The 23,879-nt window shown below is 47.6% G+C and carries 29 protein-coding genes and 1 pseudogene; 19 read left to right on the plus strand and 11 right to left on the minus strand.

What is annotated here, in order from left to right:
- Positions 1–81 precede the first annotated feature (81 nt).
- Both ACF8PK_RS15010 and deoD read right to left on the minus strand, forming a co-directional pair.
- Positions 82–1,617, minus strand: a complete 1,536-nt coding sequence (locus ACF8PK_RS15010) for an IS1 family transposase (RefSeq protein ID WP_195723416.1) — start codon at positions 1,615–1,617, stop codon at positions 82–84.
- Between the two features lies 1 nt (position 1,618).
- Positions 1,619–2,329 carry a purine-nucleoside phosphorylase gene (gene deoD / locus ACF8PK_RS15015; protein WP_004727315.1) on the minus strand — a complete coding sequence of 237 codons (711 nt, stop codon included), beginning with the start codon at positions 2,327–2,329 and terminating at the stop codon, positions 1,619–1,621.
- Positions 2,330–2,632: 303 nt separating this feature from the next.
- On the opposite strand from deoD, the gene ACF8PK_RS15020 reads away from it, so the two are divergent.
- From ACF8PK_RS15020 to ACF8PK_RS15035, 4 genes are read left to right on the plus strand one after another with little or no spacing between them, the layout of a single operon-like run.
- Positions 2,633–3,586 carry a DUF523 and DUF1722 domain-containing protein gene (locus ACF8PK_RS15020; protein ID WP_004727314.1) on the plus strand — a complete coding sequence of 318 codons (954 nt, stop codon included), beginning with the start codon at positions 2,633–2,635 and terminating at the stop codon, positions 3,584–3,586.
- Entirely contained in the window at positions 3,576–4,376 is an 801-nt protein-coding gene (locus tag ACF8PK_RS15025; protein WP_004727313.1) for a MerR family transcriptional regulator, read from the plus strand. The genes ACF8PK_RS15020 and ACF8PK_RS15025 overlap by 11 nt, the downstream gene beginning before the upstream one ends.
- 9 nt (positions 4,377–4,385) lie before the next feature.
- The gene (gene phrB, locus ACF8PK_RS15030; RefSeq protein ID WP_392442072.1) at positions 4,386–5,813 is read left to right on the plus strand and encodes a deoxyribodipyrimidine photo-lyase; all 1,428 of its coding nucleotides are present in this window, start codon (positions 4,386–4,388) and stop codon (positions 5,811–5,813) included.
- Positions 5,803–6,729: a L,D-transpeptidase family protein gene (locus tag ACF8PK_RS15035; protein ID WP_004727311.1), complete on the plus strand. Its 927-nt coding sequence runs from the start codon at positions 5,803–5,805 to the stop codon at positions 6,727–6,729. The genes phrB and ACF8PK_RS15035 overlap by 11 nt, the downstream gene beginning before the upstream one ends.
- A 262-nt stretch (positions 6,730–6,991) precedes the next feature.
- Here ACF8PK_RS15035 and ACF8PK_RS15040 read toward each other — a convergent pair whose 3' ends face one another.
- The 4 genes from ACF8PK_RS15040 to ACF8PK_RS15055 form a co-directional block, all read right to left on the minus strand.
- Positions 6,992–8,038 carry a tyrosine-type recombinase/integrase gene (locus ACF8PK_RS15040; protein ID WP_392442073.1) on the minus strand — a complete coding sequence of 349 codons (1,047 nt, stop codon included), beginning with the start codon at positions 8,036–8,038 and terminating at the stop codon, positions 6,992–6,994.
- A gap of 15 nt (positions 8,039–8,053) precedes the next feature.
- Entirely contained in the window at positions 8,054–8,848 is a 795-nt protein-coding gene (locus ACF8PK_RS15045; protein ID WP_392442076.1) for a hypothetical protein, read from the minus strand.
- A gap of 30 nt (positions 8,849–8,878) precedes the next feature.
- Positions 8,879–9,421 carry a hypothetical protein gene (locus ACF8PK_RS15050; RefSeq protein WP_392442079.1) on the minus strand — a complete coding sequence of 181 codons (543 nt, stop codon included), beginning with the start codon at positions 9,419–9,421 and terminating at the stop codon, positions 8,879–8,881.
- Positions 9,422–9,531: 110 nt separating this feature from the next.
- Positions 9,532–10,137: a helix-turn-helix domain-containing protein gene (locus ACF8PK_RS15055; RefSeq protein WP_392442082.1), complete on the minus strand. Its 606-nt coding sequence runs from the start codon at positions 10,135–10,137 to the stop codon at positions 9,532–9,534.
- A 214-nt stretch (positions 10,138–10,351) separates the two neighbouring features.
- Between ACF8PK_RS15055 and ACF8PK_RS15060 the strand changes: the two genes are divergently transcribed.
- The 12 genes from ACF8PK_RS15060 to ACF8PK_RS15115 all read left to right on the plus strand — a co-directional run bounded on the left by ACF8PK_RS15060 (position 10,352) and on the right by ACF8PK_RS15115 (position 17,204).
- Positions 10,352–10,552 (plus strand): Rha family transcriptional regulator, encoded by a 201-nt coding sequence (locus ACF8PK_RS15060; protein WP_392442085.1) that lies wholly within the window; start codon positions 10,352–10,354, stop codon positions 10,550–10,552.
- Positions 10,553–10,704: 152 nt separating this feature from the next.
- Positions 10,705–11,244 carry a phage regulatory CII family protein gene (locus ACF8PK_RS15065; protein ID WP_392442087.1) on the plus strand — a complete coding sequence of 180 codons (540 nt, stop codon included), beginning with the start codon at positions 10,705–10,707 and terminating at the stop codon, positions 11,242–11,244.
- A gap of 9 nt (positions 11,245–11,253) precedes the next feature.
- Positions 11,254–11,589, plus strand: coding sequence for a hypothetical protein (locus ACF8PK_RS15070; RefSeq protein WP_025587973.1), 336 nt, complete (start codon positions 11,254–11,256; stop codon positions 11,587–11,589).
- Between the two features lie 68 nt (positions 11,590–11,657).
- Complete coding sequence (locus ACF8PK_RS15075; RefSeq protein WP_392442090.1) at positions 11,658–12,089, plus strand: hypothetical protein; 432 nt, start codon at positions 11,658–11,660, stop codon at positions 12,087–12,089.
- A gap of 11 nt (positions 12,090–12,100) precedes the next feature.
- Complete coding sequence (locus ACF8PK_RS15080; protein ID WP_392442091.1) at positions 12,101–12,691, plus strand: 3'-5' exonuclease; 591 nt, start codon at positions 12,101–12,103, stop codon at positions 12,689–12,691.
- Positions 12,688–13,089 (plus strand): hypothetical protein, encoded by a 402-nt coding sequence (locus tag ACF8PK_RS15085; RefSeq protein ID WP_392442094.1) that lies wholly within the window; start codon positions 12,688–12,690, stop codon positions 13,087–13,089. The genes ACF8PK_RS15080 and ACF8PK_RS15085 overlap by 4 nt, the downstream gene beginning before the upstream one ends.
- Position 13,090: 1 nt before the next feature.
- Positions 13,091–13,456, plus strand: coding sequence for a hypothetical protein (locus ACF8PK_RS15090; RefSeq protein WP_392442096.1), 366 nt, complete (start codon positions 13,091–13,093; stop codon positions 13,454–13,456).
- Between the two features lie 7 nt (positions 13,457–13,463).
- Positions 13,464–13,691 (plus strand): hypothetical protein, encoded by a 228-nt coding sequence (locus ACF8PK_RS15095; protein WP_047508607.1) that lies wholly within the window; start codon positions 13,464–13,466, stop codon positions 13,689–13,691.
- A complete protein-coding gene (locus ACF8PK_RS15100) occupies positions 13,688–13,921 on the plus strand; it encodes a hypothetical protein (RefSeq protein ID WP_392442099.1) in 234 nt (77 codons plus the stop codon). The genes ACF8PK_RS15095 and ACF8PK_RS15100 overlap by 4 nt, the downstream gene beginning before the upstream one ends.
- On the plus strand, positions 13,918–14,346 hold the full coding sequence (locus ACF8PK_RS15105) for a hypothetical protein (protein ID WP_392442101.1): 429 nt from the start codon (positions 13,918–13,920) through the stop codon (positions 14,344–14,346). Before ACF8PK_RS15100 ends, ACF8PK_RS15105 begins: the two co-directional genes overlap by 4 nt.
- Before the next feature lie 8 nt (positions 14,347–14,354).
- The gene (locus ACF8PK_RS15110) at positions 14,355–16,988 is read left to right on the plus strand and encodes a replication endonuclease (protein WP_392442104.1); all 2,634 of its coding nucleotides are present in this window, start codon (positions 14,355–14,357) and stop codon (positions 16,986–16,988) included.
- 9 nt (positions 16,989–16,997) lie between these two features.
- Positions 16,998–17,204, plus strand: a complete 207-nt coding sequence (locus ACF8PK_RS15115; protein WP_140273446.1) for a hypothetical protein — start codon at positions 16,998–17,000, stop codon at positions 17,202–17,204.
- Between the two features lie 577 nt (positions 17,205–17,781).
- Here ACF8PK_RS15115 and ACF8PK_RS15120 read toward each other — a convergent pair.
- Positions 17,782–18,117: a helix-turn-helix domain-containing protein gene (locus ACF8PK_RS15120; RefSeq protein WP_238966897.1), complete on the minus strand. Its 336-nt coding sequence runs from the start codon at positions 18,115–18,117 to the stop codon at positions 17,782–17,784.
- A gap of 234 nt (positions 18,118–18,351) precedes the next feature.
- On the opposite strand from ACF8PK_RS15120, the gene ACF8PK_RS15125 reads away from it, so the two are divergent.
- Positions 18,352–18,579: a hypothetical protein gene (locus ACF8PK_RS15125; RefSeq protein ID WP_392442106.1), complete on the plus strand. Its 228-nt coding sequence runs from the start codon at positions 18,352–18,354 to the stop codon at positions 18,577–18,579.
- On the opposite strand, the gene ACF8PK_RS15130 is transcribed toward ACF8PK_RS15125, so the two are convergent.
- From ACF8PK_RS15130 to ACF8PK_RS15145, 4 genes and pseudogenes are all read right to left on the minus strand, one after another.
- Entirely contained in the window at positions 18,518–18,775 is a 258-nt protein-coding gene (locus tag ACF8PK_RS15130) for an ogr/Delta-like zinc finger family protein (protein WP_262584451.1), read from the minus strand. The two genes, ACF8PK_RS15125 and ACF8PK_RS15130, sit on opposite strands and share 62 nt — an antisense overlap.
- Positions 18,776–18,856: 81 nt before the next feature.
- Positions 18,857–19,015 (minus strand): annotated as a pseudogene (locus ACF8PK_RS15135) (ogr/Delta-like zinc finger family protein); the annotation flags it as partial.
- Positions 19,016–19,049: 34 nt separating this feature from the next.
- Entirely contained in the window at positions 19,050–20,078 is a 1,029-nt protein-coding gene (locus tag ACF8PK_RS15140) for a phage portal protein (RefSeq protein ID WP_392442108.1), read from the minus strand.
- Positions 20,075–21,850, minus strand: a complete 1,776-nt coding sequence (locus ACF8PK_RS15145; RefSeq protein WP_392442110.1) for a terminase large subunit domain-containing protein — start codon at positions 21,848–21,850, stop codon at positions 20,075–20,077. The genes ACF8PK_RS15140 and ACF8PK_RS15145 overlap by 4 nt, the downstream gene beginning before the upstream one ends.
- A gap of 166 nt (positions 21,851–22,016) precedes the next feature.
- Here ACF8PK_RS15145 and ACF8PK_RS15150 point away from each other — a divergent pair, with 166 nt between their 5' ends.
- Both ACF8PK_RS15150 and ACF8PK_RS15155 read left to right on the plus strand, forming a co-directional pair.
- Positions 22,017–22,874, plus strand: a complete 858-nt coding sequence (locus ACF8PK_RS15150; protein WP_392442112.1) for a GPO family capsid scaffolding protein — start codon at positions 22,017–22,019, stop codon at positions 22,872–22,874.
- A complete protein-coding gene (locus tag ACF8PK_RS15155; RefSeq protein ID WP_392442114.1) occupies positions 22,874–23,878 on the plus strand; it encodes a phage major capsid protein, P2 family in 1,005 nt (334 codons plus the stop codon). Before ACF8PK_RS15150 ends, ACF8PK_RS15155 begins: the two co-directional genes overlap by 1 nt.
- Position 23,879: the final 1 nt, after the last annotated feature.

A 23,879-nucleotide genomic window follows, 5' to 3' on the forward strand; every position in this document is an offset into this window, starting at 1 on the left:
ATAAATTGAGCCGATTGACTAGCTATCGGCACATTTATTGACCTTAGTTCACATTTTTTGTAAGGCAAATCTTTCAAGTGTTTAGGATAAAAGCTCTTTTAATGTTAATGGGTGTTGAGTTAGCCCAAGGTTTTGCGCCGCTGTAAAGCCATGTTTATCCTGATAACACAGATTGTGCCACGCACGGAAAATATCCAGTAACGGTTGCAGCCCGCCCGGACGCAGTTTTCGACGCGGTTCATTGATGAAGGATTCAAACAGCAGTTGAAACCGTTGCTGATAGAACTCGATTTGACGAATCGAAGCCGATTGCAGCCACTGCTGCGGCTCACCATTGTCGCCGGCTAGGTAGCAAATGCCTTTGTCACCGTTCGCTTGGCTGGCAATGGCCCAGCGATCGCGCCACCACCCCATCAGTACGATATTGGTTTTGTTGAACTCGCCCATCGGCTGCCAACCGTGGTCTTCTTCCACGTACATCAAATCGACGTTGTTGTCGCGAATGCGCGACAGGCACACGCTCAGTGCGGCTGAACGCAACACCGGATCTTGAGGCATGAAAATCGACACCCGTTTGCTTGCTTCGCACATATCCAGCACATGCAAGTAATGAGCGTAGGAGGTGTACGGTGGTCGAATCAACGCCCCTTTGGATGGGTAATGGAACACGGTCAGATTGCCCATCGGATCCTCGACGTTACCGCGCGCCAGAATGGTTTGATATTTCTGGTCGATGCGTTCACGCAGAATCGGTGACGGATCAGGAATCGGCTGATTGGCTTCTGAAGAGTGTTCACGAGACACAAAACGAGCTGGAAAGCCATACGGATTGTGATCGACGCTGCCCGCAGGCTCTTCTTGCGCTGAGTAATTGACGTGCTGGCACAAAATGTAACCGGTTCGCGCATCGCCGGTTGCAATCCACAACACGCCGTTGTTGCTTTGTGGTTGCAGGGGCATGTAACGGGAGGCGAACTGGAAAGATTCGGCATGGTTGACCCAGCGCGCGTCAATCATCGCCAATTTACGGCGGCATCGACTGGCAACGTGATCGACATGATCGTAGAAGGTTTTGGGATTGATGCTGAGCTTGCGACAGATCTCGCGCACGGAGTAGCCCATAAAGAGCAGGCCGAGCAAGGTCTCTTGAAAGCTGAGTTTCTTGTTGGCACCGGACCATTTGTCCACGAAGGTGGCATGACACTGTTTACAACGATACCGTTGGCGGTCGCCGCTGTAGCCAAAGGCGTGATAGAGGTGCTTGTGGGTATGGACGGACAAGCCAACGTTGGCGCAGTCGTCATTGCGACATGCCGGCAGCCCTTCGCTGTGCAGCTGACGCAGGCGATGAAGTTCGTTGAGCACTTCACGGTTGTTAAGTAAGGGGGGGAAAGCTCCACATTCACGACAAACCATCGATGGACGCTTGGGGTTTGCGCGTTGCAGGACATAACGTTCTGCGTCACTCAGTCCAAAGTTGTCACACGCCAATGTTTTACAAAAGTTGAGTTGCAAACCATCAGCATCCGCCGGTAATTGGTCGTTAGACACGATCGCCCCCTCGGGGTAATTCTGGCAGCCGGCGGTTAAATCCGGCTGCGGAGTGTAAGTCTTCAAATTAGATATTGATTGCGGTTTCCAGAGCCACTTGCATCATGTCGTGGAATGATTTCTGACGATCTTCTGCGCTCAGTTTCTCGCCACGCAGAATGTGGTCAGACACGGTCAGAATGGTCAGTGCACGTGCGCCGAGGTCGGCGGCAACACCGTAGATACCAGCCGCTTCCATATCAACACCCAAAATGCCAAGGTTTTTCATCTTCTCGAAGATTTCTGGTTCAGGTGTGTAGAACAGATCGGCGGAGAATACATTACCCACTTTGATCGGTACATTTTTCGCACGCGCTTGATTGACTGCGGTTTCCAGCAGATCGTAGTCCGCAATGGCGGCGAAATCGTGGCCGCTGAAACGGATGCGGTTCACTTTCGAGTCCGTAGAGGCGCCCATGCCGATCACCACGTCCATCAGTTTGACGTCATCGCGTACTGCGCCGCAGCTACCGATACGGATAATGTTTTTCACGCCGTACTCAGCGATCAGTTCGTGAACGTAGATGCTGCACGATGGGATGCCCATGCCGTGGCCCATCACTGACACCTTTTTGCCTTTGTAGGTGCCGGTGTAGCCAAACATATTGCGAACGTCACAAACCTGTTGTACGTCTTCCAGATAAGTTTCCGCAATGAATTTTGCGCGCAGTGGGTCACCTGGCATCAGCACAGTATCCGCAAAATCACCTGGTTGTGCATTAATGTGTGGGGTAGCCATCGTTTCTCTCCAAAGTAGGTCAGTCATCCTATACACCGATACAAATTACGGTTTTTGTTGACTGATGAATCATCTGTTGCGGCAATACTAGCCAGTAACCCCAAGGCTCCTTGAGAGATTTGTCACAAAATGAGTCGGAGAGTGATTGATAAGCTCTATTGATAACTAAATGTGTTGAAAGTGGTAAGGCAATCGATTCGGGAAAACGTTTGATTTATTTGTACAAGAATTTTGTTTGTATAACTCTTGGCGTGTGTGCTATATCTTATACAAAGTTTACGTTTGTATAAGTTGGAGGCCAAGATGGAATCAGCGAGTATTCGTGTTGGGGTCAGTGCTTGTATTCTGGGAGAGAAAGTTCGTTTTGATGCCGGGCACAAGCAAAGTCAGTTCGTCACACAAGAGCTGGCGCCCTATTTTGATTTTGTCTCGGTGTGCCCGGAAGTGGGGATGGGATTGCCCGTGCCGCGCCCGACCATTCGTTTGGTGTCTAACGACGAGCGCATCGCGCTGGTCGAGACCAACAACGTGAGCCGCGATCACACCGATGCGCTGCTGGCGTACTCTGAACACAAAGTGGTGGAACTTGAACAGCATCAGCTGCGCGGTTACATCGTCTGCGCGAAATCGCCCACCTGCGGCATGGAGCGTGTCAAAGTGTATAAACAACATGGCGCTGAAAAAGAGGGCGTGGGGTTGTACACCCAAACCTTAATGCGCGCCATGCCTTGGTTGCCGGTGGAAGAAGACGGCCGTCTGAATGATCCGGTGCTGCGCGAAAACTTCATCACCCGTGTGTTCTGTTTGGATGATTTTTATCGCTGCCTTGGCGATGAACCGAGTGCTGGAAAGGTGGTGGAGTTTCACTCCCGTTATAAATTATCCTTGATGGCGCACCACCCGCTCTCGTATCGAGCGTTGGGCCGTTTGGTCGCCAATGTCAGTCACTATCAGACCGACGAATTTATTCGTGAATATCGGTTGGGGCTGATGCAGGCGCTCAGCCATCGTGCGAGCCGCAAAAACCACACCAACGTGTTGATGCATTTGCAGGGCTACTTTAAGCGCGCGCTCGACCGCCGACAAAAAGCGGAGCTGGCGCAACTGATTCACGATTATCGACGCGGAACGCTGCCTCTACTCGCGCCGCTGACACTCATCAAACACTATTTATCGATGTATCCCGATGCGTACTTGAGCAAACAGCGTTATCTGGATCCACACCCTCAGGAGTTGAAATTACGTTATGGCTTGTGAGCAAACGTTGTACGCCATTCGCGAAGTCTCGGAAATCACTGGCGTCAAACCGGTCACGCTGCGCGCGTGGCAGCGCCGTTACAATCTGGTTCAGCCGCAACGCACCGCGAAAGGCCACCGCCTATACACCGATGCCGACATTCAGACCATTCGCCAGATCCAAAGCTGGTTATTGAAAGGGGTGTCGATCGGTAAAGTCAGCCAGTTGTTGCAAGGCAGTGGGGGGGACATCGCGGAAAGCCCAGAACTGCATACCGAACTCGAAGAGTGTGAAACACTGTTGAGCGCGTTGGCACAGTTGAATCGCGGTAAAGCCGAGAGTGTGCTGGCGACGGTGATGAAGGAATACCCGCTCAATCACGTGGAACGCCAGTTTCTGCTGCCAGTGGTGGATGCGTTAGACAAAGTCAAAGGGCCGCTGCGGTCGCTGCAAAAAGGGCTGTTTCACAGCATCATGCTCAGCAAGTTATCCAGCATTTTGGAATCGGAAAACAAAGCGGCGCACAAAGGCAAATGCTTGGTGGTCAGCTTTGACCCGACTGGCAGTTTGCTGGCTTGGTTGTGGGCCGTGACGTGGGCCGAGCAAGGCTACAATGTGACGTTTTTAGATGGCGTTGAAGACATGACCGGTTTGGTCGACAACGATGCTTTGGCAGCTTACAACGCGCTGGCGCTGTTTTCTCATCGCGGGTTGGCGGAAAGCCAAATGCAGGCCCAGCAGCGCTTGGCGATGCAATTTGGCGACCGCCTGTTTCTGTCGGATGTCTTGCAATCGCTGGTCAATACATAGGAGCATGCAATGAAACTGGTGTGGCTACGGCGCGATCTGCGCTCGGTGGATAACACGGCACTCAATGAAGCGCTCGCCAGCGATGAGGCGGTGTGCGCGCTATTTGTGGCGACGCCGACCCAATGGCAACAGCACGACATGGCGCCGATGCAGGCCGATTTCATTCATCGTCGTCTATTTGCCTTGCAAACCGAGTTGGCGGCGTTGAATGTGCCGCTGCTGTATCGCGAAGTGGCGACGTTTACCGAGGCGGTTGATGCCGTGACCGAAGTGGCCACCGCGTTACATGCCAATCAGGTTTTGGCCAATCGCGATTATGAACTCAATGAGCAGCAGCGCGATGCACAGGCTGCAGAGCGCCTTCACCAGCAAGGGATTGAATGGCAGTCGTTTGACGATAAATGCGTGATGCCGCCGGGGAGTGTGCGCAATAAGCAGGGCGATTATTTTAAGGTGTTCACGCCATTTAAACGCGCTTGGTTGACCCAATTTTCACCGCCACGCATTCAAGCCAGCCGCGCCGCGAAGCCTTGGTCGCTTCCCGAGGCGTTGCAATCGCTGCTCTGGTGTGAGGCGCAGCCGTTTACCCACCCGCGTGTCAGCAGCGATGCGTGGCCGGTCGATTTCGACACCATTCGCCGCCGCTTGCGCGCATTTTGCCAAGAGCAGCTGGATGACTACAAACAGCAGCGTGACTTTCCGGCGCAGGACGGCACCAGTTCGTTATCGCCTTATCTCGCGATTGGCGCGTTGTCGCCGCGTCAATGTATTGCGCGTGTGTATGCGGAATCGGACATGGGGGCGTTGTCTGACGGCGCGCAAACCTGGTTAAGTGAGCTGATTTGGCGCGAATTTTATCAGCACTTGCTGACCTTCGAACCCAAGCTCTCCAAGAGCAAAGATTTTCTAGCATGGGGCGCGCGCCTCACGTGGTGGACGGATGAAGCCAAATTTGCCCGTTGGTGCGAAGGCAACACGGGCTACCCGATTGTCGATGCGGCGATGCGCCAATTGAACCAAACGGGCTGGATGCACAATCGCCTGCGCATGATAGTGGCGAGTTTTCTCACCAAGGATCTGCACATCGACTGGCGTTGGGGGGAGCGGTACTTCATGCAGCATTTGGTGGATGGCGATTACGCTGCCAACAATGGTGGCTGGCAGTGGTGCGCTTCAACCGGTTGTGATGGCCAGCCCTACTTTCGTATCTTCAACCCGACCACGCAAGGGGAAAAGTTTGACCCTCAGGGCCGTTTCATTCGCCAATGGGTGCCAGAACTGGCCACGGTGCCAGAGGCGCACATTCATGCCCCGTCCAACTGGAGCGGTGTTAACTCTCTGTTATATCCGCAGCCGATAGTTGATCACAAAGCAGAAAGGGAAGTAACCTTACGCTTGTATAAAGAAGCGAAGGATGATGTGGAGCATGTTGCGTAAGTTATTGGTGTTGGGGGCGTTCGCCGCCAGTTTTGCCAGCCAAGTCTGGGCCGCCACTTATGACTTCCCGATGGAAGGCAGCAGCATGGTCGGCAATACGCAGTATCATGTGATCGACAAAGGGGAAACGTTGGCAGAAATTGCCAAACGGTATGATGTTGGCTTTTTGGCCTTGATGGCTGCCAACCGCGGCGTGGATCCGTTTCTTCCGCAAGAGGGATTTGTCTTGATGATCCCCTCGAAGATTATTTTGCCGAAAGTGCCGTACGAAGGCATTGTCGTCAATCTGGCCGAGCTGCGTTTGTACTACTTCGAACCGGAAACCCGCAAAGTACATATTTTCCCGGTGGGGATTGGCCGCATTGGTCGGGATACGCCAGAAATGGAAACCGTGATCAGTCAAAAACGACCGAATCCGACGTGGACGCCGCCGCAATCGATTCGCCAAGAGTATTTGGCGAAAGGCATTGAACTGCCTGCGGTGGTGCCGGCGGGGCCAGAAAACCCATTGGGCGAATACGCGCTGCGTTTGGGTTATGGCAATGGGGAATACCTCATTCATGGCACCAACAAAGATTTTGGCATCGGCATGCGCGTGAGTTCCGGCTGCATTCGTATGGATCCGAAAGATATCGAATGGCTGTTCCAACAGGTGCAACGGGGGGAGAAAGTCCGCATCATTAATGAACCCGTGAAAGTGGCGCTGGAGCCCGACCGCAGTGTGTTTGTCGAAGCGCATGAGCCGTTGACGCGCAGCGATGGCAGCAAGAAAGATTTGGCACTGCCGATTGAACTGAGCTGGTGGATGCAAGAATTTAATCAATCCGACGCCAAAGCGCGCGCGGTGATTTTGGCGCAAAACGGTGTGCCCGTTGAAGTGGTGAGCCCCGATTTCTCTTTGCTCGATGGCGAGTGAATGTACGCCGCGGATCGCATGAGTTGATGCGGTCTTCTCAACTGTTCCCAAAACAAAAAGAGCCTGCAATGCAGGCTCTTTTTTTAATTCAGCGAGACTTACTTCGTGTAATCAATAGTTATTCCCGCAACCCAGTAAAATCAAGGCTTCCCGTGTCATTTCAATGCCTTATAAAATGCCCGTTTCGTCAATGCTATTCAATATTCATCAATATTAAGAAAATTTGCCGCCATTTTGTCGCCATTTCTCTCTGGAATTATGGCTACAGTCCCAAGCTCGAAATGGGGTTTAACTCAGCCGCCTGGATAAGGTGATCGGGTGAAAAATGGGAATAGCGCATGGTCATTTTGATATCACTGTGACCAAGGATTTTTTGCAGTACGAGAATATTTCCTCCGGCCTCCATAAACCGACTTGCGAAGGTATGACGAAAGACGTGGGTGCTTTGACCATCCGGTAAGTCCGGAAAGGTCTGATTCACTATATATGTAATCCCATGAAGGCAGTTTTTAAACAACTTATCCTTTTCTCCCGTTCGTTCAAAATCTATCAGCTCGTTATAAAGCTTTTCTGTGATTGGAACGGTACGGTTCTTTTTGCTCTTGGTATCAAGAAACGTGATCTTGTATTTCGTAATCTGTGGAAGACGGAGGTTATTCGCTTCTGAAATTCGTGCACCTGTCGATAAGCAAATCTTGCAGACCAGTTCGAACTCTTTGGCCCGTTTACTTTTGCTGATCCTATCGAAGAGCGTAGTAATATCTTCATTTGAGAAGAAGCCCATTTCAGATTCAGCTACAGGGATCTGTTTAACGCTGGCAAGTGGGTTTGGTTGAGTCCACTCGCCAAGGGCAGTGAGTTCATTGAAAACCGCACGCAGATATCTCAAGTCGAGATTATTGGTAGGCGCAGATATCACTTTGCCTGCAGTCGTCTCATCTCCGTATCGGTTTTTTGCTTTCCGGCTAGAGCGCCAATGAACAAAGTCTTTTGCCGTGAACTTGATTGCAAACGGATTCCCTAGTTCTTCAACGATGGTGCAGAGGCGAGGGTAAACTTTTTCAGCGGATTTCAGGTGCTGGCCGTGAAGCTTGTGCCAGAGTTCGACTAAGTCTTGAAGTGTGCGCAAGTCCTTACTTTCACCAAGCCAAGGCTTATCATCGACTTCTTTCATCAGAAACTTTTCGTAAGCCAGCGCCTCGCCTTTGGTGGCAAAGCGTTTACGTTTTCTGGCTCCGTTTCGGCCCTGCGGGTAACACTCGCAGAGCCATGGCTTTTTGCTGCCATCTTCTAATTTACGAACAGACATACTTTAAAACTAACCCTAAATGTTAGCGCCGTACTTTTGGTACAAATCGTAAGTATCTAAGTTGAGGTATTTTTCCACCCACTCATCAGGCTCAAATCGCTGACTTCCAACTTTGATTTTCGTTTCAAAGTTATAAAGCTTAAACGTGCGCTGTTCATTCGATTTATGGCAAATACCTTTTATGTAGCCGCTACCATTACCATCAATGCCGAACTCTTGGGGAGTTAAGGTTCTGCGTTCTTTAGGTTTAGACCAAGAGCTAGAATATGAAAACTCAATGTCTTTAGTTGTACCAGTCCATAGGACTTTGCAGTCTTGCTCCCATGCATCAACACTATCGTACGATTTACGCTCATACTCACGTTCGTGATCTGATGTTGATGTGCTGCTAACCGATACTTTTACCTTTATGTCAGCAGTTGGCAGTTCGACAGGTTCTTTTTTAATACCATAAGTTTTTAAAACGAACTTTTGAGCAGATGGAGTTAGTTTTTTCTTGATGCAGTATTCAGCCCATTGTTCGTCATCATTGATGATCGAAAGCATTTTTTCTTTTCGCTGTGTGGCTTTCTTAAACACGAATATTAAAAGAGCGGCAATCGCGTATATGACAGCGCCTAATGCCGTAATGCCAATCAACGCGCCAGCTTGTTCATCTCCAGCTACAGCAAAAACTAAAGTTAGAGCTAGCCACGAGAATGAAACTACCCGAGCTAAAGTGCTATATCCTTTCTTTAGCGTGAACCAAGAGAAGACGATAGGGAGTAAAATAATTCCCAATTTTAGTTTTGTACTTACAACCTTATTCATTTTTAAATTCCTAACCAAATCATGCCATTATTATTTCAAGTGACCTTGCATTGTCAGTAGTATCACGGAAGTTTCAGAAACTGTTTGGTTTGCAAACATATTTTCGTTTTCTTCCTTTGTCGGTCTTGGCTTGAATGCTTCATCGAGGGAGGCGACTAGATTTTCAGCATATGGTCTAAGGTCATCAACATTTGAAATGTTCGAAGCGATAGAAGGGGACAGTTTGTTTTGTTGATAGAAGAACGCATAAATATCAGCAGCACTGGCAAGTTTTTGTGAGTAAGGGGCTTGTTGCCAAACCAAGGCACCTTTATCGTGTAGGCCTCCATTCTCATACCATTTGGGTTGGGATTGTGCGGATGACACTCGGGCGTTATCTGACGTACTGCTGGTTTGTTCATTTGTACACATAGATAGTGTTACCGCACCAAGCAAGGCGATAACAACTAAACTCAAGCAGCCTTTGGCATTAGACACTGTGGGATACTTTTCACCACAGTGTGGGCATTTCTTCGCATCCTTTTGAACCGACTCTTTACAGGATTTGCATGTGTACAGTTTGTCTTGCGTCATTTATGTTTACCTCTAGCTATATATGAAACTAGATTTTAACTTAAAAAACTTACATTTAGATACGCATTGATGAAGCATGATGCATATTTGTGAACAGTGACTGCGGCGTATTACTTCTTCCTCATTTCCAAAGCCACACGGCCAAGCACTTTGATGTCTTGTTCAGACACTTCTATCGTTGATGTGTCAAAGGCTATAGCTAATTTTTTGCCTGGCAACCTTTGTAGTCGATTTATAGAGAGAACACCGTCTATATCAATCAGATACTCACCAGAAGATGCTTGAGAGTCTGATTTATTGATGAATAGGTTGCTACCATCTTGTTCAATAATGATTAGGTTGTCTTTTACTAGGCCAAAATCATTAAGGGTTGATAAACCTATTTCTAGAGTCCCAACCTTTTCCAGCTGTCCATTTGAAATCTCAAACTTTTCAATGCTATTAGTTGGTGCTACCACTTCCTTTTCTGGAAATGCTTCACCCTGACCCAACGCTAAGTAGCGAACTGATGCACCAGATTTTAGATGTTCACGAACTATAAGTTCAAAGCCAGTGCGATTATGTGTGTGCCAAGTAAAAAAAGTCGACCTAGGCACGCCAAAGTAATCTGCTAATAACTCATAAGTAGAACAATCGGTCACTTCCTTCAGCTTTTCCGTAAATTCCTTTCCCTTCAGATAGTCATATGCAGGAACTTTGGCCTTTAATGTGCTCATTTACGTATCACCATTTATTCAAATGAGTTTATTAATGGTTCATTTGAGTTTGTCAAATAGGGCAATAGCCTGTGATAAATGTGACTTAAGTCAGACTATTTGCTATTGAATTCTTTTCAAATGAGATCAATAATCTCGTCATACAAAGTAATTGATGTCGTCATGTCTCACCTATGCACATCAATCATTATCTCAAACAAGTAGGATACCACTTATGGCAAGTATTCAAATAGCTGTTGACGCACCTTTTTGTACTAAAAAAGAGTTTCTTCGTCGTACGGGTTGGTCTTCATCTTCACTTGACCGCGCAATCACTGCTGGCGAAATCCCTGTCCTAGAAAAAAAAGGTAAAAGCAGCAGCGTTCTCATCAACTTAGTCAAGCTTTACCAACGCGCAGCGGAGCAAGATGTATGAGCTTCGCCCTACTACCAAAAACCAAACTCACTCTGCAAAATGCTAAGAGTGAGTCTTGGGAAGAAAACTATCCAAACAAATGTCCTCTTTGGCTGAATATTATCGGCTGGTCATTCGTTTTCGTCCCTTTCTTCTTCGTTTGAGTATTAGTTATGACTGCAAATATCTCAATGTCCGTTTTTTGCGAGTCCAGACAAAAGTCATTTGACGAGGCTTGTTGCTCATTTGCGAGTTCTGAGAACATGGCACATATCGCACGTGAAATGGGAATGAGCGAAGACTTGCTTCGCGCCAAGCTAAACCCAGGTCAGCGCCATGTACTCAAGCCAGTAGAAGTTGTTGCGGTTTCAAAAATCAGCGGTAACTACACGCTCGTTAATAGCCTTTTGCTTGGGCTCGATATGGTAGCAGCTCCAGTAGAAAGCGCAGAAGAAGCGGAAAGCATTGTTGAGCGACTTCTAAAACACAGTGCCAATGCTGGCGAACTGTCTACTTGGGCATTGCAACACGGCAGTGGCCCACGCCTATCACGCACTCATAAACAATCACTTATCCAAAAGGCACAAGCAGGCATCGGCAACCTTGTGCTTCTTATCAACGATATAGAAAACCGCACGACTGGCGCGACACCCATGTTGTCTATGGGGCTGGATTTCTTCGCCAACGGTGCGCCAATTCCCGGTTTAGCCTAAGGAGAACCAATGAGTCAGTTAGCTATTCAACAAGAACAATTACAACAAGCACCCAACGCCAACGAAAGCATTGCCGCGTGCAAAGCGCTTTTCAACGGTTCCGCTACACGCGGCAAGTTGAGAAAGATGTTCAATGAGCTGCCAGACAAAAGCCGCGGCTTAGTTCTTATCGCTGGCGGTATGTCACCAAAAGATTACCAACGTGAGTTTGAGTCGTTCGACGATTTAGAGCTGCAAAAAATCCGTTCAGGAATGCAGTACCTAAAGGAAATGATCGTGGGCTTTGACAACACGCTCGGCGATGTTCGTCGCCTCAAGCACTACCAATTCAGTAACACCCATTAATCACCAAGCCAGCCTTTGCCCCCGCTGTATTGGGGGGCTTTTTTTCGTCTAAGCGTAGGAGCATAGAGATGAATACCAATCAAAAGTTAACCGAAGCAAGAAACCTCATAGACCAAGTTCTCAACCGTAATGTCGGCACGATTGGGTATGCGGATTTGCCAGCAGAAGCATTGGCGCAAAAGCAAAAGCTATTTAGCGGCCTGAACACCAACCGTGAAGTGTTAGACATTGTGAACGCCATTAATGCGCTGGCGATGGCGAATACCGATGTGTTGCATGTCATGGTCGAGTTTGCTGGTCATGTAAATGCATTAGATGTTCGTGTTAACCACGTTGCGACAAATTATGGAGATGCTAATAGAACCGATTTGATGAATGCCTGTGTGTATTTAGGTGAAGAAAATGCATTGCAGGAATTGCTAGCAGTAGAGAGCCAACTAACAGAGTTAATCATCGAAGCCCGTGAAGAAGCCGAAGCGAAAGCGGAGGTGGGGGCATGAGCACGCACGTAATGTTAGACCTAGAAACCATGGGCAACACCAGTAATGCAGCGATTGTTTCTATTGGCGCCGTTGTGTTTTCACCAGTGACAGGTGCGCTTGGTGCTGACTTTGAAGTGGTCGTGAACCTTAACAGTTCTGCTTACTACAGCGACATTGACGCATCCACGGTTACTTGGTGGCTAACGCAAAGCGAGGAAGCCCGTTCAATATTCTTGAGAGATACGCCTAAGTCATCACTAAAAGATGCACTTCTAGAGCTAAACCAATGGTTCGCTGACTTGGGTGATGCAAAAGATATCCAAGTGTGGGGTAACGGTAGCGGCTTCGACAATGTGATCTTAATGAACGCGTTTAAAGCTACACGCATCAAGCCTAACTTCACGCATTGGAATGACCGAGACGTAAGAACCATCGTAGAGATGGGACGTTCAATTCTCGGTATCGACCCGAAAACAACCTTTATCCGCCAAGGTGTTCACCATTCCGCACTAGATGATGCGAAGTTCCAGGCTAAATACGTTTCAGAGATTTGGCAGAAATTTCATATGGTCGTTTGCTATGCAGATGACGCGAGAACTGTCATTGAGGGGGAAGTATGAGCATCCTGACTATCTATCGCAAAGACCTAGAGTTCGGCCTTCGTCATGAAGGTTTCACTTCTCGCAAAATCGAGCAGTTTATTCGCGTATTCAATCCGGTGGAATCAAGCCAAGGCGACATGCTAGAGCTTGATTCTACTCGAGCAATGTTGGTGAACGTGAACGGCACTAAGCAAGGTTTGTGTCTGGAAGACTTCATCACTGCATGGTGGGTTTACTGGGTCGTGGTATTCAACCAATCCTCAGACAACGCAACGCATCATCAGGCCATTGGCGCAATCCGCGCTCTTTTCTTTATCTCTGCATGCACGAAAAGCACAAGCCAAAACACCACAATGCAAACGTGGTGGCGAGACTGCGAACCACTGCATGGCTACCCAACGTTGGAGGCAATTTGATATGGCATCACTCACTCAGCTACTTAATGAAATTGGTGACGAGAACGTAACGGTTCAAGCGCTTCACCAGTGTATGGACTCGGCTCAATACAACAAAGGGCGAACCACAATCAAATTCAAAACCGATGGTCTTGGCGCTACCGAACTAGCGGACGGCAAAAAGACTGCTCTTATCGTTTGGGTTGATGCGGACAAATACAACAATGCACTAGCGAACGCCAAAACAATGAAGAAACCGAGCATTGTGGAATCACTACGTGAAGCTATCCAACAGGCCGAAGAACTAGGTTTAGTCAGAACTGAAGATGGCACGGTCATCACCGGAGCCATTGAAACAGACGATGGCATTGTTTTGGTTAAGGAGTAAAGAGCTAATGGAATACGCAGCAATCATGCTTTGTCCAGATGGCGGTGTTGTCCGCCATGAAGACACGCAAGAAGTTGCCAATGTAATGGTTGGCGACTTCGACTCACTAGACCAAGCGATCGAACAGGCATGTGTTTCCCTTAGCTGTACTCACCTAACCAAAGGTGTGTTGAGCAAAGGAAACGGTAAAGGCGGCTTTATGTTGGTGACCACTCAGGAACTGGAGGCGGTATGAAATACAAGAAGATTACTTCCCTCTCTGTAGATGAAGACAAAATCCAAGTCTTTGAAGGCAGAACGGCGACATTCGAAAAGTGCGCGGTTGCCTACTTTGCTGGACCAGAAGGTTGGGGTGTAACCACGAACATTCGGATTGAAGAGTTGGAAAGCTTCGTTAATGAGCCAGATTGGCAAAAGCGGTTTGTTGTATTTGCGAAAGAAAAATTAGGGATGGTGGCAGCGTGAGATCAGATTACATCTACGAACTAGACGGTCATAAAGGTCAATCCGCGATCGCGAAAGCGTTTGGCGTTCCACTGGGTACTTTGAAATCACGCCTACGTAACGGCAAAACCATCCGTGAAGCGGTTCATTTTGTTGATGGCCGTGAGAACAATTGCGGCGTTGCTACTCATGAGTGGAAGGGAATCAAAGGTATCGACAATATCGCGAAAGCGATTGGTACCACGCACACCACTATCTACAAACATTTGAATGCAGGTTGCACTCTGGATGAAGCAGTAGCCAAGGTTCAGAAAAGCCAAAAGAGAGCTGAGCAAGTTCGCAAGCTTCGCGCTAAATCAACAGCCAAGCCAATAGAGCAGGTTGGCATTAAGAAACCAACTGACATTAGCCCGCTTTGGCGTGTTGCTTTAGGTTTTGGTGGATAAGAACTATCGTGTCGAAGTACCTAAGCGAACCAACAGAAATCGAACTATTAGACTTAGATAAGTTCGGTTTTGACCATGACTACAAACGTGCTGCTTCTCTGGCTTGTCAAAGTTGGGGAAGTTTGCACGTTTTTCCGCAAGCGCCAAAAACACTAGCGGATGCTTGCTTTGGTGCAAGACGTTTTGATGAGTCGCAAGAACCTGACGACCTGAGCGTACTCGAACGTAAACTATTCGAAGCAAACCCAGATGATTTTGAGTGGGCAAAAGACAAAATCCATGGCCTGCCAGACTACTTAACCAAGTACTTTGTGACTCGATACATTTCAGTTTTCGAAAAGAAAGGTCGTAGAGAAGCAAACATCTTTTTGCGTGAGCGCATGGGGCCAGCTGCAGATCGCGCCGTTATGGTTTTACGCAAATACAAAAAGCTACCAACAACCCAAAAGGTTTCTTTGCTCAGTGAAGAATTAGATAACACTGACCAAAGCGACTTTACGTCAGCACACCCAGAGTTAGCAAAACCTCAACTTCGCTTTGATTTCGACAAGGCGGAGAAAAGCCGCAAGCCAGTGAAAAGCCGCATCTTGGCAGAGTTGGAACTGGACGAACTCAAAGAAATGGCGTTCAAGATTGGCAAAATCATGAATGCTCGTTTCCAAATTATCTCTTCTAAGTTGGCAAGTATTACCGAAGCTGAACTGGAAAAGGACGATACGTTCTGTCCTGTCGTTGAAGGTTACCATCAGTTAGCGGCTTTCACTGCTCAGTTTGGCATTAAGCCTCCTTGTAAATACAAGAAACAAAATGAGCTTTCCGCTCTGCAAGACATTTCTCGCATGATCAGTGAAAAGTGGTGGCTTGGTCGTTTGGTTAAAGCTCGCAAAATTATGCGCGAACACCTCGCCATTGCAATGGGGCAAGTATCTTCAAAAGCCTCTGCTTATGCGTCTTGGGATTGCATTCGTGAGCACCAGGAGCAACAAAAGCGCAACTGGGAATACATCAAGCAGTGTGAACTCTTCGACGAAGAAACCGAAGAGAAAGCCGACCTGTCCGAAATGGTTCTGAAAAGTGTGTCTAACCCTGCGATTCGCCGTCATGAATTGATGGTGCGTTGTCGTGGTTGTGAAGACATCGGCAATGAACTTGGTTTACAAGGTTTGTTTCTGACTCTGACCACGCCGTCGAAATACCACAACTCATACAAGAAAGGCGGTTTTATTGAGCATTGGAACGGTGCGAGCCCTCGAGAGGCGCAAGCGTACTTAAACAATGCTTGGCAGCGTATTCGCGCTAAGTTAGGCCGTGAAGAAATCCGCTGGTTTGGCGTACGTGTTGCTGAGCCTCATCACGATGGTACACCACACTGGCATTTACTTATCTGGGTAAAACCAGAAGAAGTGGCGCAAGTGCGTGACATCTTTATTTCGTACGCAACCCAAGAAGACCGCGCAGAACTGCACCCGCAATTCGAAAAGGAAAAGCAAAAGCCATTTCGCAAGTGCGCTTATGTTGGTCCTATGGATTACCGTCCACGTTGTGACTTTGGTTACATCGACCCAGAGAAAGGCACAGCAACGGGCTACATTGCTAAATACATTTCTAAGAACATCGACGGTTTTGCTATGGACGATGAAGTGTCCGATGAAACAGGCAAATCAGTCAAAGACATGGCGAAGAACGTCAGCGCCTGGAAAAGCCGCTGGGCGATTCGCCAGTTTCAATTCTTTGGTGGTGCGCCGGTTACGACTTACCGAGAGCTGCGCCGCTTCGCAAGCCAAAACAAAAAAGCCTTTATGGAATACGTGTTCATGCAAGAACGCGCTGACCTGTTAGATATGTACCACATGCTGCACCGCCATGTGGTTGGTCCGGTAAAACCTGATCACCTGCTAACCAACAAAGAGTTGGTAGAAGTGATCGGCAAAAACTACCAGGCACGAATCCAATCTGATGAAGCCTGCATCGTAGACACGATGAAAGCCGCAGACCATGGCAACTGGCAAGGTTACATAATGGGGCAGGGTGGACCATTTGTTAAACGCGAAGATTTGCTGATCACCAACTCATATCAAGTACTTCCTTTCGCATCACCTCACGGTGAAGACGTGCGCAAGGTGGAAGGTTTCCAAACACCGGAAGCGATCGTGAAAACTCGCACTAAGGTTTGGACGATTCAGAAGAAATCAAAGGTTATCGAAGAAGCTGAAGCGATCACCCAAGGGAGCGCAGCGACCGTTATTGGAGCCTCTGGCTCCTCTCGGAGTTCTGTCAATAACTGTACGGAGCATCGCGAGGTACAGGTCAGCGATCAGCTAACCCGAATTTTAGACCCGGTGAATAGTCGGGCGAATAATCCGCCAAATATTGATGAAACGGCACTGGCCGCACTGCTAAAAGGCAGCTCAATTCGCATCGACGATGCAACCAGTATTCAAATCCGCCCTGCGGAGGTAGACGAACACGGCAATAAACGTCCGGCGCAGCTGGTCGAAGTAAGCCGTGCACCTGCAGATGATCTGAAATGGATGGATTTCGAAGGTTGGGACAAGGTATTCGCCCAACCAGAACAGCAAAAGTATCAACAACCAGACCTGTCGTTCTTCCCAGAGATGGAAGAAGACTGGCCATTAGCGTAGGAGTTAAGAATGGAAAACAAAAATATTGCATTAGATGAAGAGCTTGTCGAATTGTGCCAGGCAACATTAAAAGACTTTATTAACGGTATGTCACTTTCAGACTATGAACGGCTTTTAGTGTTGAAAAACTTAACCTCAGAGCAAGAAAACAGGTTGGCCGTGAAAGCTCAAGGTGCTGCACTTTTCGCCGCGCTTTCTAATATTGGGAGTCGTTAATCTGATTAGAATAGGCGTCGCTATGATGTGACACCTTTGTGATTGTCTTCACAAAAATGACTGTGGCATTATAGCGACAACTTTTAAATTATTGAAAATAAATGAATTTTTATTGTTGGTATTTTTGGCTAAAAAAATGCTGTTGACTCATAAATCTGATTTGGCAGTATAAATACACCCTCCTTCTCCAGTCCCCCAAGTGCATTTTTTTAAGTAAGCATAGCTGCGTCCATAACATATTTAATGATGTCGACAAGCCCAATTTCTAAGCTGTTTAAGAAAGCAATTTTCGTCAGTTTCGACGAGCTTGTGGGAATGAAAGCATAGGTTATTCTGGTTTGGTCATTAAGACATTTTCCAATTTAGGAAATGTTATATCGCCAGTTATGCTCAAGTAAAAGCACAAGAAAAAGAACCAGGAGAACATATGCAAAACTGTAGTCCAAAGACGACATACCAATTTGTTGTAGACCTAGAAGAAGAGAAGTTAGCGACAGCCAAAACGTTGGAAGAACAGGTCAATATCCTTAATCACTTTAGAGCAATGCGAGATGCCATCTATCAGCGAGAGTGGGAGTCATTTAATACTGCTGCATAGCGTGATGATTAGCTGGGTGATCGACTTTTTTACTGGCTCTGGGAGTCTTTCAAAATAGGTTAGTAACTCGATACTGTTGGTGGGGCGCAAGGCGAGAGTTCCTTGTGCCATCTCCAGCAGGCTGACTTGGTAAAACTCACACAGCATTTCAATCTGCTCAGCATTAATCACCGCGCGCTGCTGTTCGAGCCGTTGCACCGTTCGGTAAGGTATTCCGGTTTTAGTTGCCACTTCTTTCTGTGTAACCCTTCGAGCAATTCTTAATTGGGTGAAGTATTGGTTAATTGAATAGATGTGGTTGTCTAGTTTTGGCATTTCAATCACTCAGTGCGCCAAATTTGGCGTGTTTAGTAGATGAAAAGCCAGCCATGGTTAGCATTTAGATAAATGCTTAAGAATTCAAATAATTACGTTATTTTTATCTTTAGACTGTGCCGCAAAAAAGGACGGCACACTCATAGAGTGTAGTTGACCACATAAAAACTAATTATATTTGTACTGTAAAAACTACTGTATTAATATACAGTAAAACGTCGGTTAGGAGGCTAAATGTCTGAACTACATCAGAAAGCAGAGGAATTTGTTTTGTGTGCGCTCGCAGACGATACATATGGCGATAGTGAACAAGGCAATGAGGTAGGGCTCTTTTTGTTGCAGCTGATTCTCAGACATAAAAAAGGGCAGCTAAGAGCTGCCCAGATGGATGAGTTGGGTATTAAAACAATGCCAATTGTTGTTTCAGGTGATCTCGATGGTCAGGAGATAACGCCTTTATAAGGCAGGTTGCTAAATCACTGGTCGTTTTGGAAGAGGGGCTAAGCGTGTGGCTGAAAAATAAAGACATTACAAATTGATGTTCACACGCTGGGTTCTTACATTCGCAATACAGATCAGCACAATCATTGGATAGGCGGTTGGTCTTCTTTATTACCGCCCGTTCCCCACAGCCACAATAAACCCGGCTACCAAACACTTTTCCCACACCAAGGGTCGGTTTACTTGCCGCGCCAATTCCTAAATGAAGCTTTGAGGGATTTAAAGAATGTTTATACCCGATAGCACTAACGAACGTATGTCCGCAATTGGGGTTTGAACATGAACAGGATAATTCCGCGCAATTGGCATCCGCAGCGTTGCTTCTGCTAACAATTGCGCGTTCACCACATTGGCAATAAACTCGCATACACTGACCTAACTTTCTGACTGACATCATAATATTACGCCAATAGCTGTGTTTTTGTACAGTTCTATGAGGTTGTTTCGGTTGTAGTATCAAACTTCAAATGAAGGTGCTTAGGTACCTCTGGGTCTGAGTTCACCTCATCCATAATCAGTTCACACACAGGAATGATCTCATCCTTGGCGTATTCACTGCCTATCTTCGTTGGGTCGCCTAAACTGGTCGTGCCCTGCGGAATAATGCCAGCTTTACCCACTGGGAAGCGGTGGCCGACGAGAATGTCCTGCGCGGTAATATTTTTGATACGCTCAAATTCATCTTTGGTGGCGATATCACCAACTGGAATCAATTGAATCCCTTTCTCTTTACCGTTCGGAATGTTCACAAACATACTGCGGAAGTTACCCACACCTTTAGAGCTGGCGATTTTTTCCTTCAACATCTTTTCATCATCTTCGCTAAGGCTAGGGTCGGTAGCGTAGAAGATAAAGCCCATGTGTGCGCCGTTCTTGTAATAGCGGCGGCGGAACAAGGTCGCGTCTTTATTCAGCAAGCTGCTCTGAATGCTGCCCAGATAATCCGCCAAACCGTAGATTTGTTGCTGAGGGTCGTACTGAGGCAAGAAAATAACATCTTCCTTTTTATATTCACGTTGCTGGTTGTCGCGTTCCAGAATGACGAAATTGCCGTTTTTGCGTCTGCGAAGGTACATGCCAGGTAATGGATGCAAGCGAACCACACGTTTGAAACCATCGCGGATTTTAAGAAAAGCAGCATCACCAAAGGTGAAGTAATCACGGCAAAAAGCTTGAATATGTCGGCGGCGGGTAGCGCCTCCACTTTGGAAGCGTCCGGCTACGTAGTTTGCCCGGGCAATCAACAGTGAACCATGATAGGCGTTGGCACGAGCAATATCCGCTAAGCCACTGCGTGAAATCGGAGGTTCCCAATAGTTATCAGCATCGTTGTAGAACAAATCTGAATAGGTGGTCATCCAACTGTTTGAGTCGATGGACTCTGGTGAGGAGTCGATGTGATAGACCGACTCTGGCGCGTGTTCTTCTTGTTTGACTAAAGTGTTTATTTGCTCGGTCATGCTGCAGTGGCCCAGGTTGATTTAGTTGGTGTTGAGTGATCTAACGGTTCGTTAGCGACGGCGTGAGATATTGCCCAGAATGCATCGGCGTGTCCGGTCGTTTCACTGCGTTCGGCTTTAAAGGTCATGGCGTTACCGCTGGCGGTTGGTACGCGCTTAATCGCCATAAACGCCATGGCAATGTCTTTGTGTTCAGCATCGAACTGCAGGCGTCCGGCTTCTACTACATCAATCATCTTCATGACCAGACGGTTCTTGCTTTCATTGCTGTAGTGGATGGCGTGAGCTTCACGCGGGTATTTCTTAGAAATTAAGTCCCAAACACCGCCACCAATACCCGTGGTGTCGACGCCGATGTAAGTCACTTTGTAGCGCTGAAAGACTTTGTCTATTTCCGCTACGTGATATTGGAAGTTCAGCCCTTTCCAATAGTGCTTTTCTAATACACGGAAACGTTCACCCGCGACGACAGGCGGAGCGACAACCACCAAACACGCATTGTCACGGGTTCGGCTTGGGTCGTAACCCAACCAAACTTCCCGGTTGGCAAAAGGACGTTTGTTATTTGGCTTGAAGTCCTGCCAGTGAGCGGCATCCACCATGCCTTTTTCGAGGTCTGAGAACTTGAAGACAGACAGCGAACCATCGACAAACACACACATAAACAGGTTTTTGAAGTCATCATCACTGTATTCGTCGCGCAGTTCGTCAATGTCGAATAGGTCACAACCACCGTTTGCCGCATCTTCAATGGTGACAACATAACGCCACTGTTTGTCGGGGCAGAGTCGTCCACCGTCTCGGAATTCATCAAAAGTCGGGAATTCGACATGGGCGCGTGAGTCTTTACCTTTGCGCCACTGGTCGCCAGTCCAGAACGGGTAAGCCTGGTGCATCTTAGACGATGGCGTAGAAAAGTAGGTTTTGCGCCACTTTTTATGCGTTGCCATTGCCGAAGCAAGTTTGTTCAGCTCGTCGAACTTAGGTATCCAGAAGTATTCATCGACATACACGTGGCCGTGGTAACTCTGCGCGGTTTTGCTGTTCGTGGACAAAAAGCGAAGTTCGGCACCATTGGAAAGAATAATCGGGTTGCCAGTTAACTCGATGTCTAAGAACTCTTTACCAATCGCAATGATGTAGCTGCGGAAAACTTCAGCCTGTGCGCGTGATGCAGACAGAAAGATTTGGTTGTCACCAGTCAGAATCGCATCTTCTAACGCTTCACCACTGAAATAGTAGGTAGCGCCTATCTGGCGAGACTTCAGAATATTACGAATACGCTGTTTGATGTTGTTACGCATCGTGTGCTGGTATTCGAACAGGGATTCGTGCCAGCCTTTAAAGTCATCTTCTGTCAGGTGCTCAATGCTGTTTTTCTTGCGGCTACTTTTACGGTTGCCGTTATTGCTGCTTTGTTTTGATGAGTCACCATCACTCTTTGGTGAGCTGCCTTGCGAAAGGTGTCGCTCTGCTTTGGCTTTTGCATCAGCGTGAGCTTTTAGCAGCTTAACGTGGTGATCGATAAGCTTGTCCATTTCCTTGAGCTGCTGATCGGTTTTCTCATCCTTATCTATCAGCACCGCCAGACGGCGGTTAATCATTTCCTCAACAGAAAGTTCATTTAGCAACAAAGCCCAGCCGAATTTCTCCGCCCAGGTATAAAGGATGCGCTCACTATTGAGGTTAAGTTGCGCTGCAATTTCTTTCGGAGGAACACCGCGTAAATAGAGCTTTTTCGCGGCTTCTCTTATTTCATCTGAATATGCCATAGCTGCATCATACGCGCCGAAAACTCGCAAATGACTAACCAAAATTCGGATAAATTCGGATTTTGGCTAAATCCGAATTCTTAGGAAATGAAGTGGCTGAAAGCCGTTATTCAAAGGCGTATTGTTTGCTCACACCGATATGTGAATGACAAGTTTGAGTACCAAAATGCCAAAGATTAGTGACTGGAAAATCATTGCTACTGAGGGGCCAACCGTAGACGGGCGCAAAATTACCCGTGATTGGATTGAGCAAATGGCGGCAAGCTATGACCCGAAAGAGTACACCGCGCTAATCTGGCCAGAACACCGTCGATTTTATGGCTACGGTGAAAACTGGGGCAATGTTGTTGAGCTTAAAGCTGAAGAAGAAGACGGCAAATTACGTCTGTTCGCGAAGCTTGAGCCAAACGAATACATGCTGGAAGCCAACCGCAAAAAGCAAAAGCTGTTCACATCCATCGAGCCAAATCCAGATTACAAGGGCGAAGGGCGTTGTTATTTAATGGGCCTAGCTGCGACTGACTCCCCAGCCTCCACAGGTACCTCGCTCCTTCAATTCTCTCGTACATCTGGCGAAACCACCGAATTAGAGTGCAGCGCATTGGAAGAAGTCGATTTTTCCGAGTGTTTCACGCGCAAAGACCGCTTTTTCGCGGCATTCAATGAATTTTTCTCTTCTGGCGATGAAGTGCCAGAAACTCCATCAATAGACGAGGATACCGAAGTGACTGAAGAGCAACTTAAAGCAGCACTAAAAGAACAGTTTGCTGCATTCAAAGGCGAGTTCAAGCAAGAACTGAAAGAAGAGTTCAACTTGCAAGATGAACCTGAAACAACAGATCCAAAAGAGCAGGGCACAACCGTTGAGCAGTTCTCTGCCACTCTGGAAGAAAAGTTACAGCCGTTACTTGAGAAAGTGAACGGTTTGGAAACTAAGTTCAATGAGCTTTCGCAGGAAGTACCAGGTCAAGAGCCGAACCCATCTGGTACCAGTGAGAAGTTCTCATCTGAGGAGATTTTTTAATGCTGAATGCACTATCTACCACCTACCTACAAGAGTTTTGTGCAGCGACGTTAGCAGCGGCAAATGCTCCGCAGGGTACTCAGTCATTTAACCTGACGCCACCAATGGAAACCAAGCTTCGCCAGGCGATCATGGAGTCTGATGCTTTCCTTGGCATGGTCTCGTTGCTGCCAGTTCAGCAAATTAAAGGTCAGGTTGTTGATGTGGGTGATGATGGCCTGTCTACAGGTCGTAAAGACAGTGGTCGCTTTAGTGTTGAAGTCGGGCAAAGTGGTAATACTTACGAGCTGACTAAGACCGATTCTGGCGCACATATCTTGTGGGAGACCATGACTCAGTGGGCAAACTCAGGCTCAAAAGGCCAGTGGCTGGCCATGATGAAAAACGCCATCTCTCGCCGTTTCGCTTTGGACATGTTGCGCGTTGGCTTTAATGGTACGTCTATCGCAGCCAACACCAATCCAGTCGCTAACCCACTTGGTCAGGATGTTAACAAAGGCTGGCTGACCATCGTGAAAGAGAAGAAAGCGAGCCAAGTTCTTGCATCGGCGCAACTCGACCCAACGGGCGCAACCGCGGATTCCTACAAGAACCTAGACTCGTTGGTTCAAGACCTGATCAATACCACCATTGCACCAGAACATCGTCAAGACCCTGATCTAGTGGTTCTAGTCGGTTCCAACCTGGTCGCAGCAGAACAGCATCGTTTACTGGAATCAGCAAACACGCCAACGGAACACAAAGCCGCTCAGCAGTTAGCCAAAACCATTGCGGGTAAACAGGCCTATACACCGCCTTTCTTCCCTGCCGATGCGGTGTGGGTAACTAACACTAAGAACCTGCAAATTCTTACCCAAGAAGGTACTCAATGGCGTAAGCAGCAAAATGACGAAGACGAGCTTCGCTTTAAGCAAAACCACATCCGTATGGAAGGTTATGCAGTGGGTAATCTGAAGAAGTTTGCTGCTATCGAATCTGTCACTGTTGTTGAACCTGCAGCTTAAG

This window comes from Vibrio sp. CJQ_6 (assembly GCF_043106745.1).
Classification (GTDB): Bacteria; Pseudomonadota; Gammaproteobacteria; order Enterobacterales; family Vibrionaceae; genus Vibrio; species Vibrio furnissii.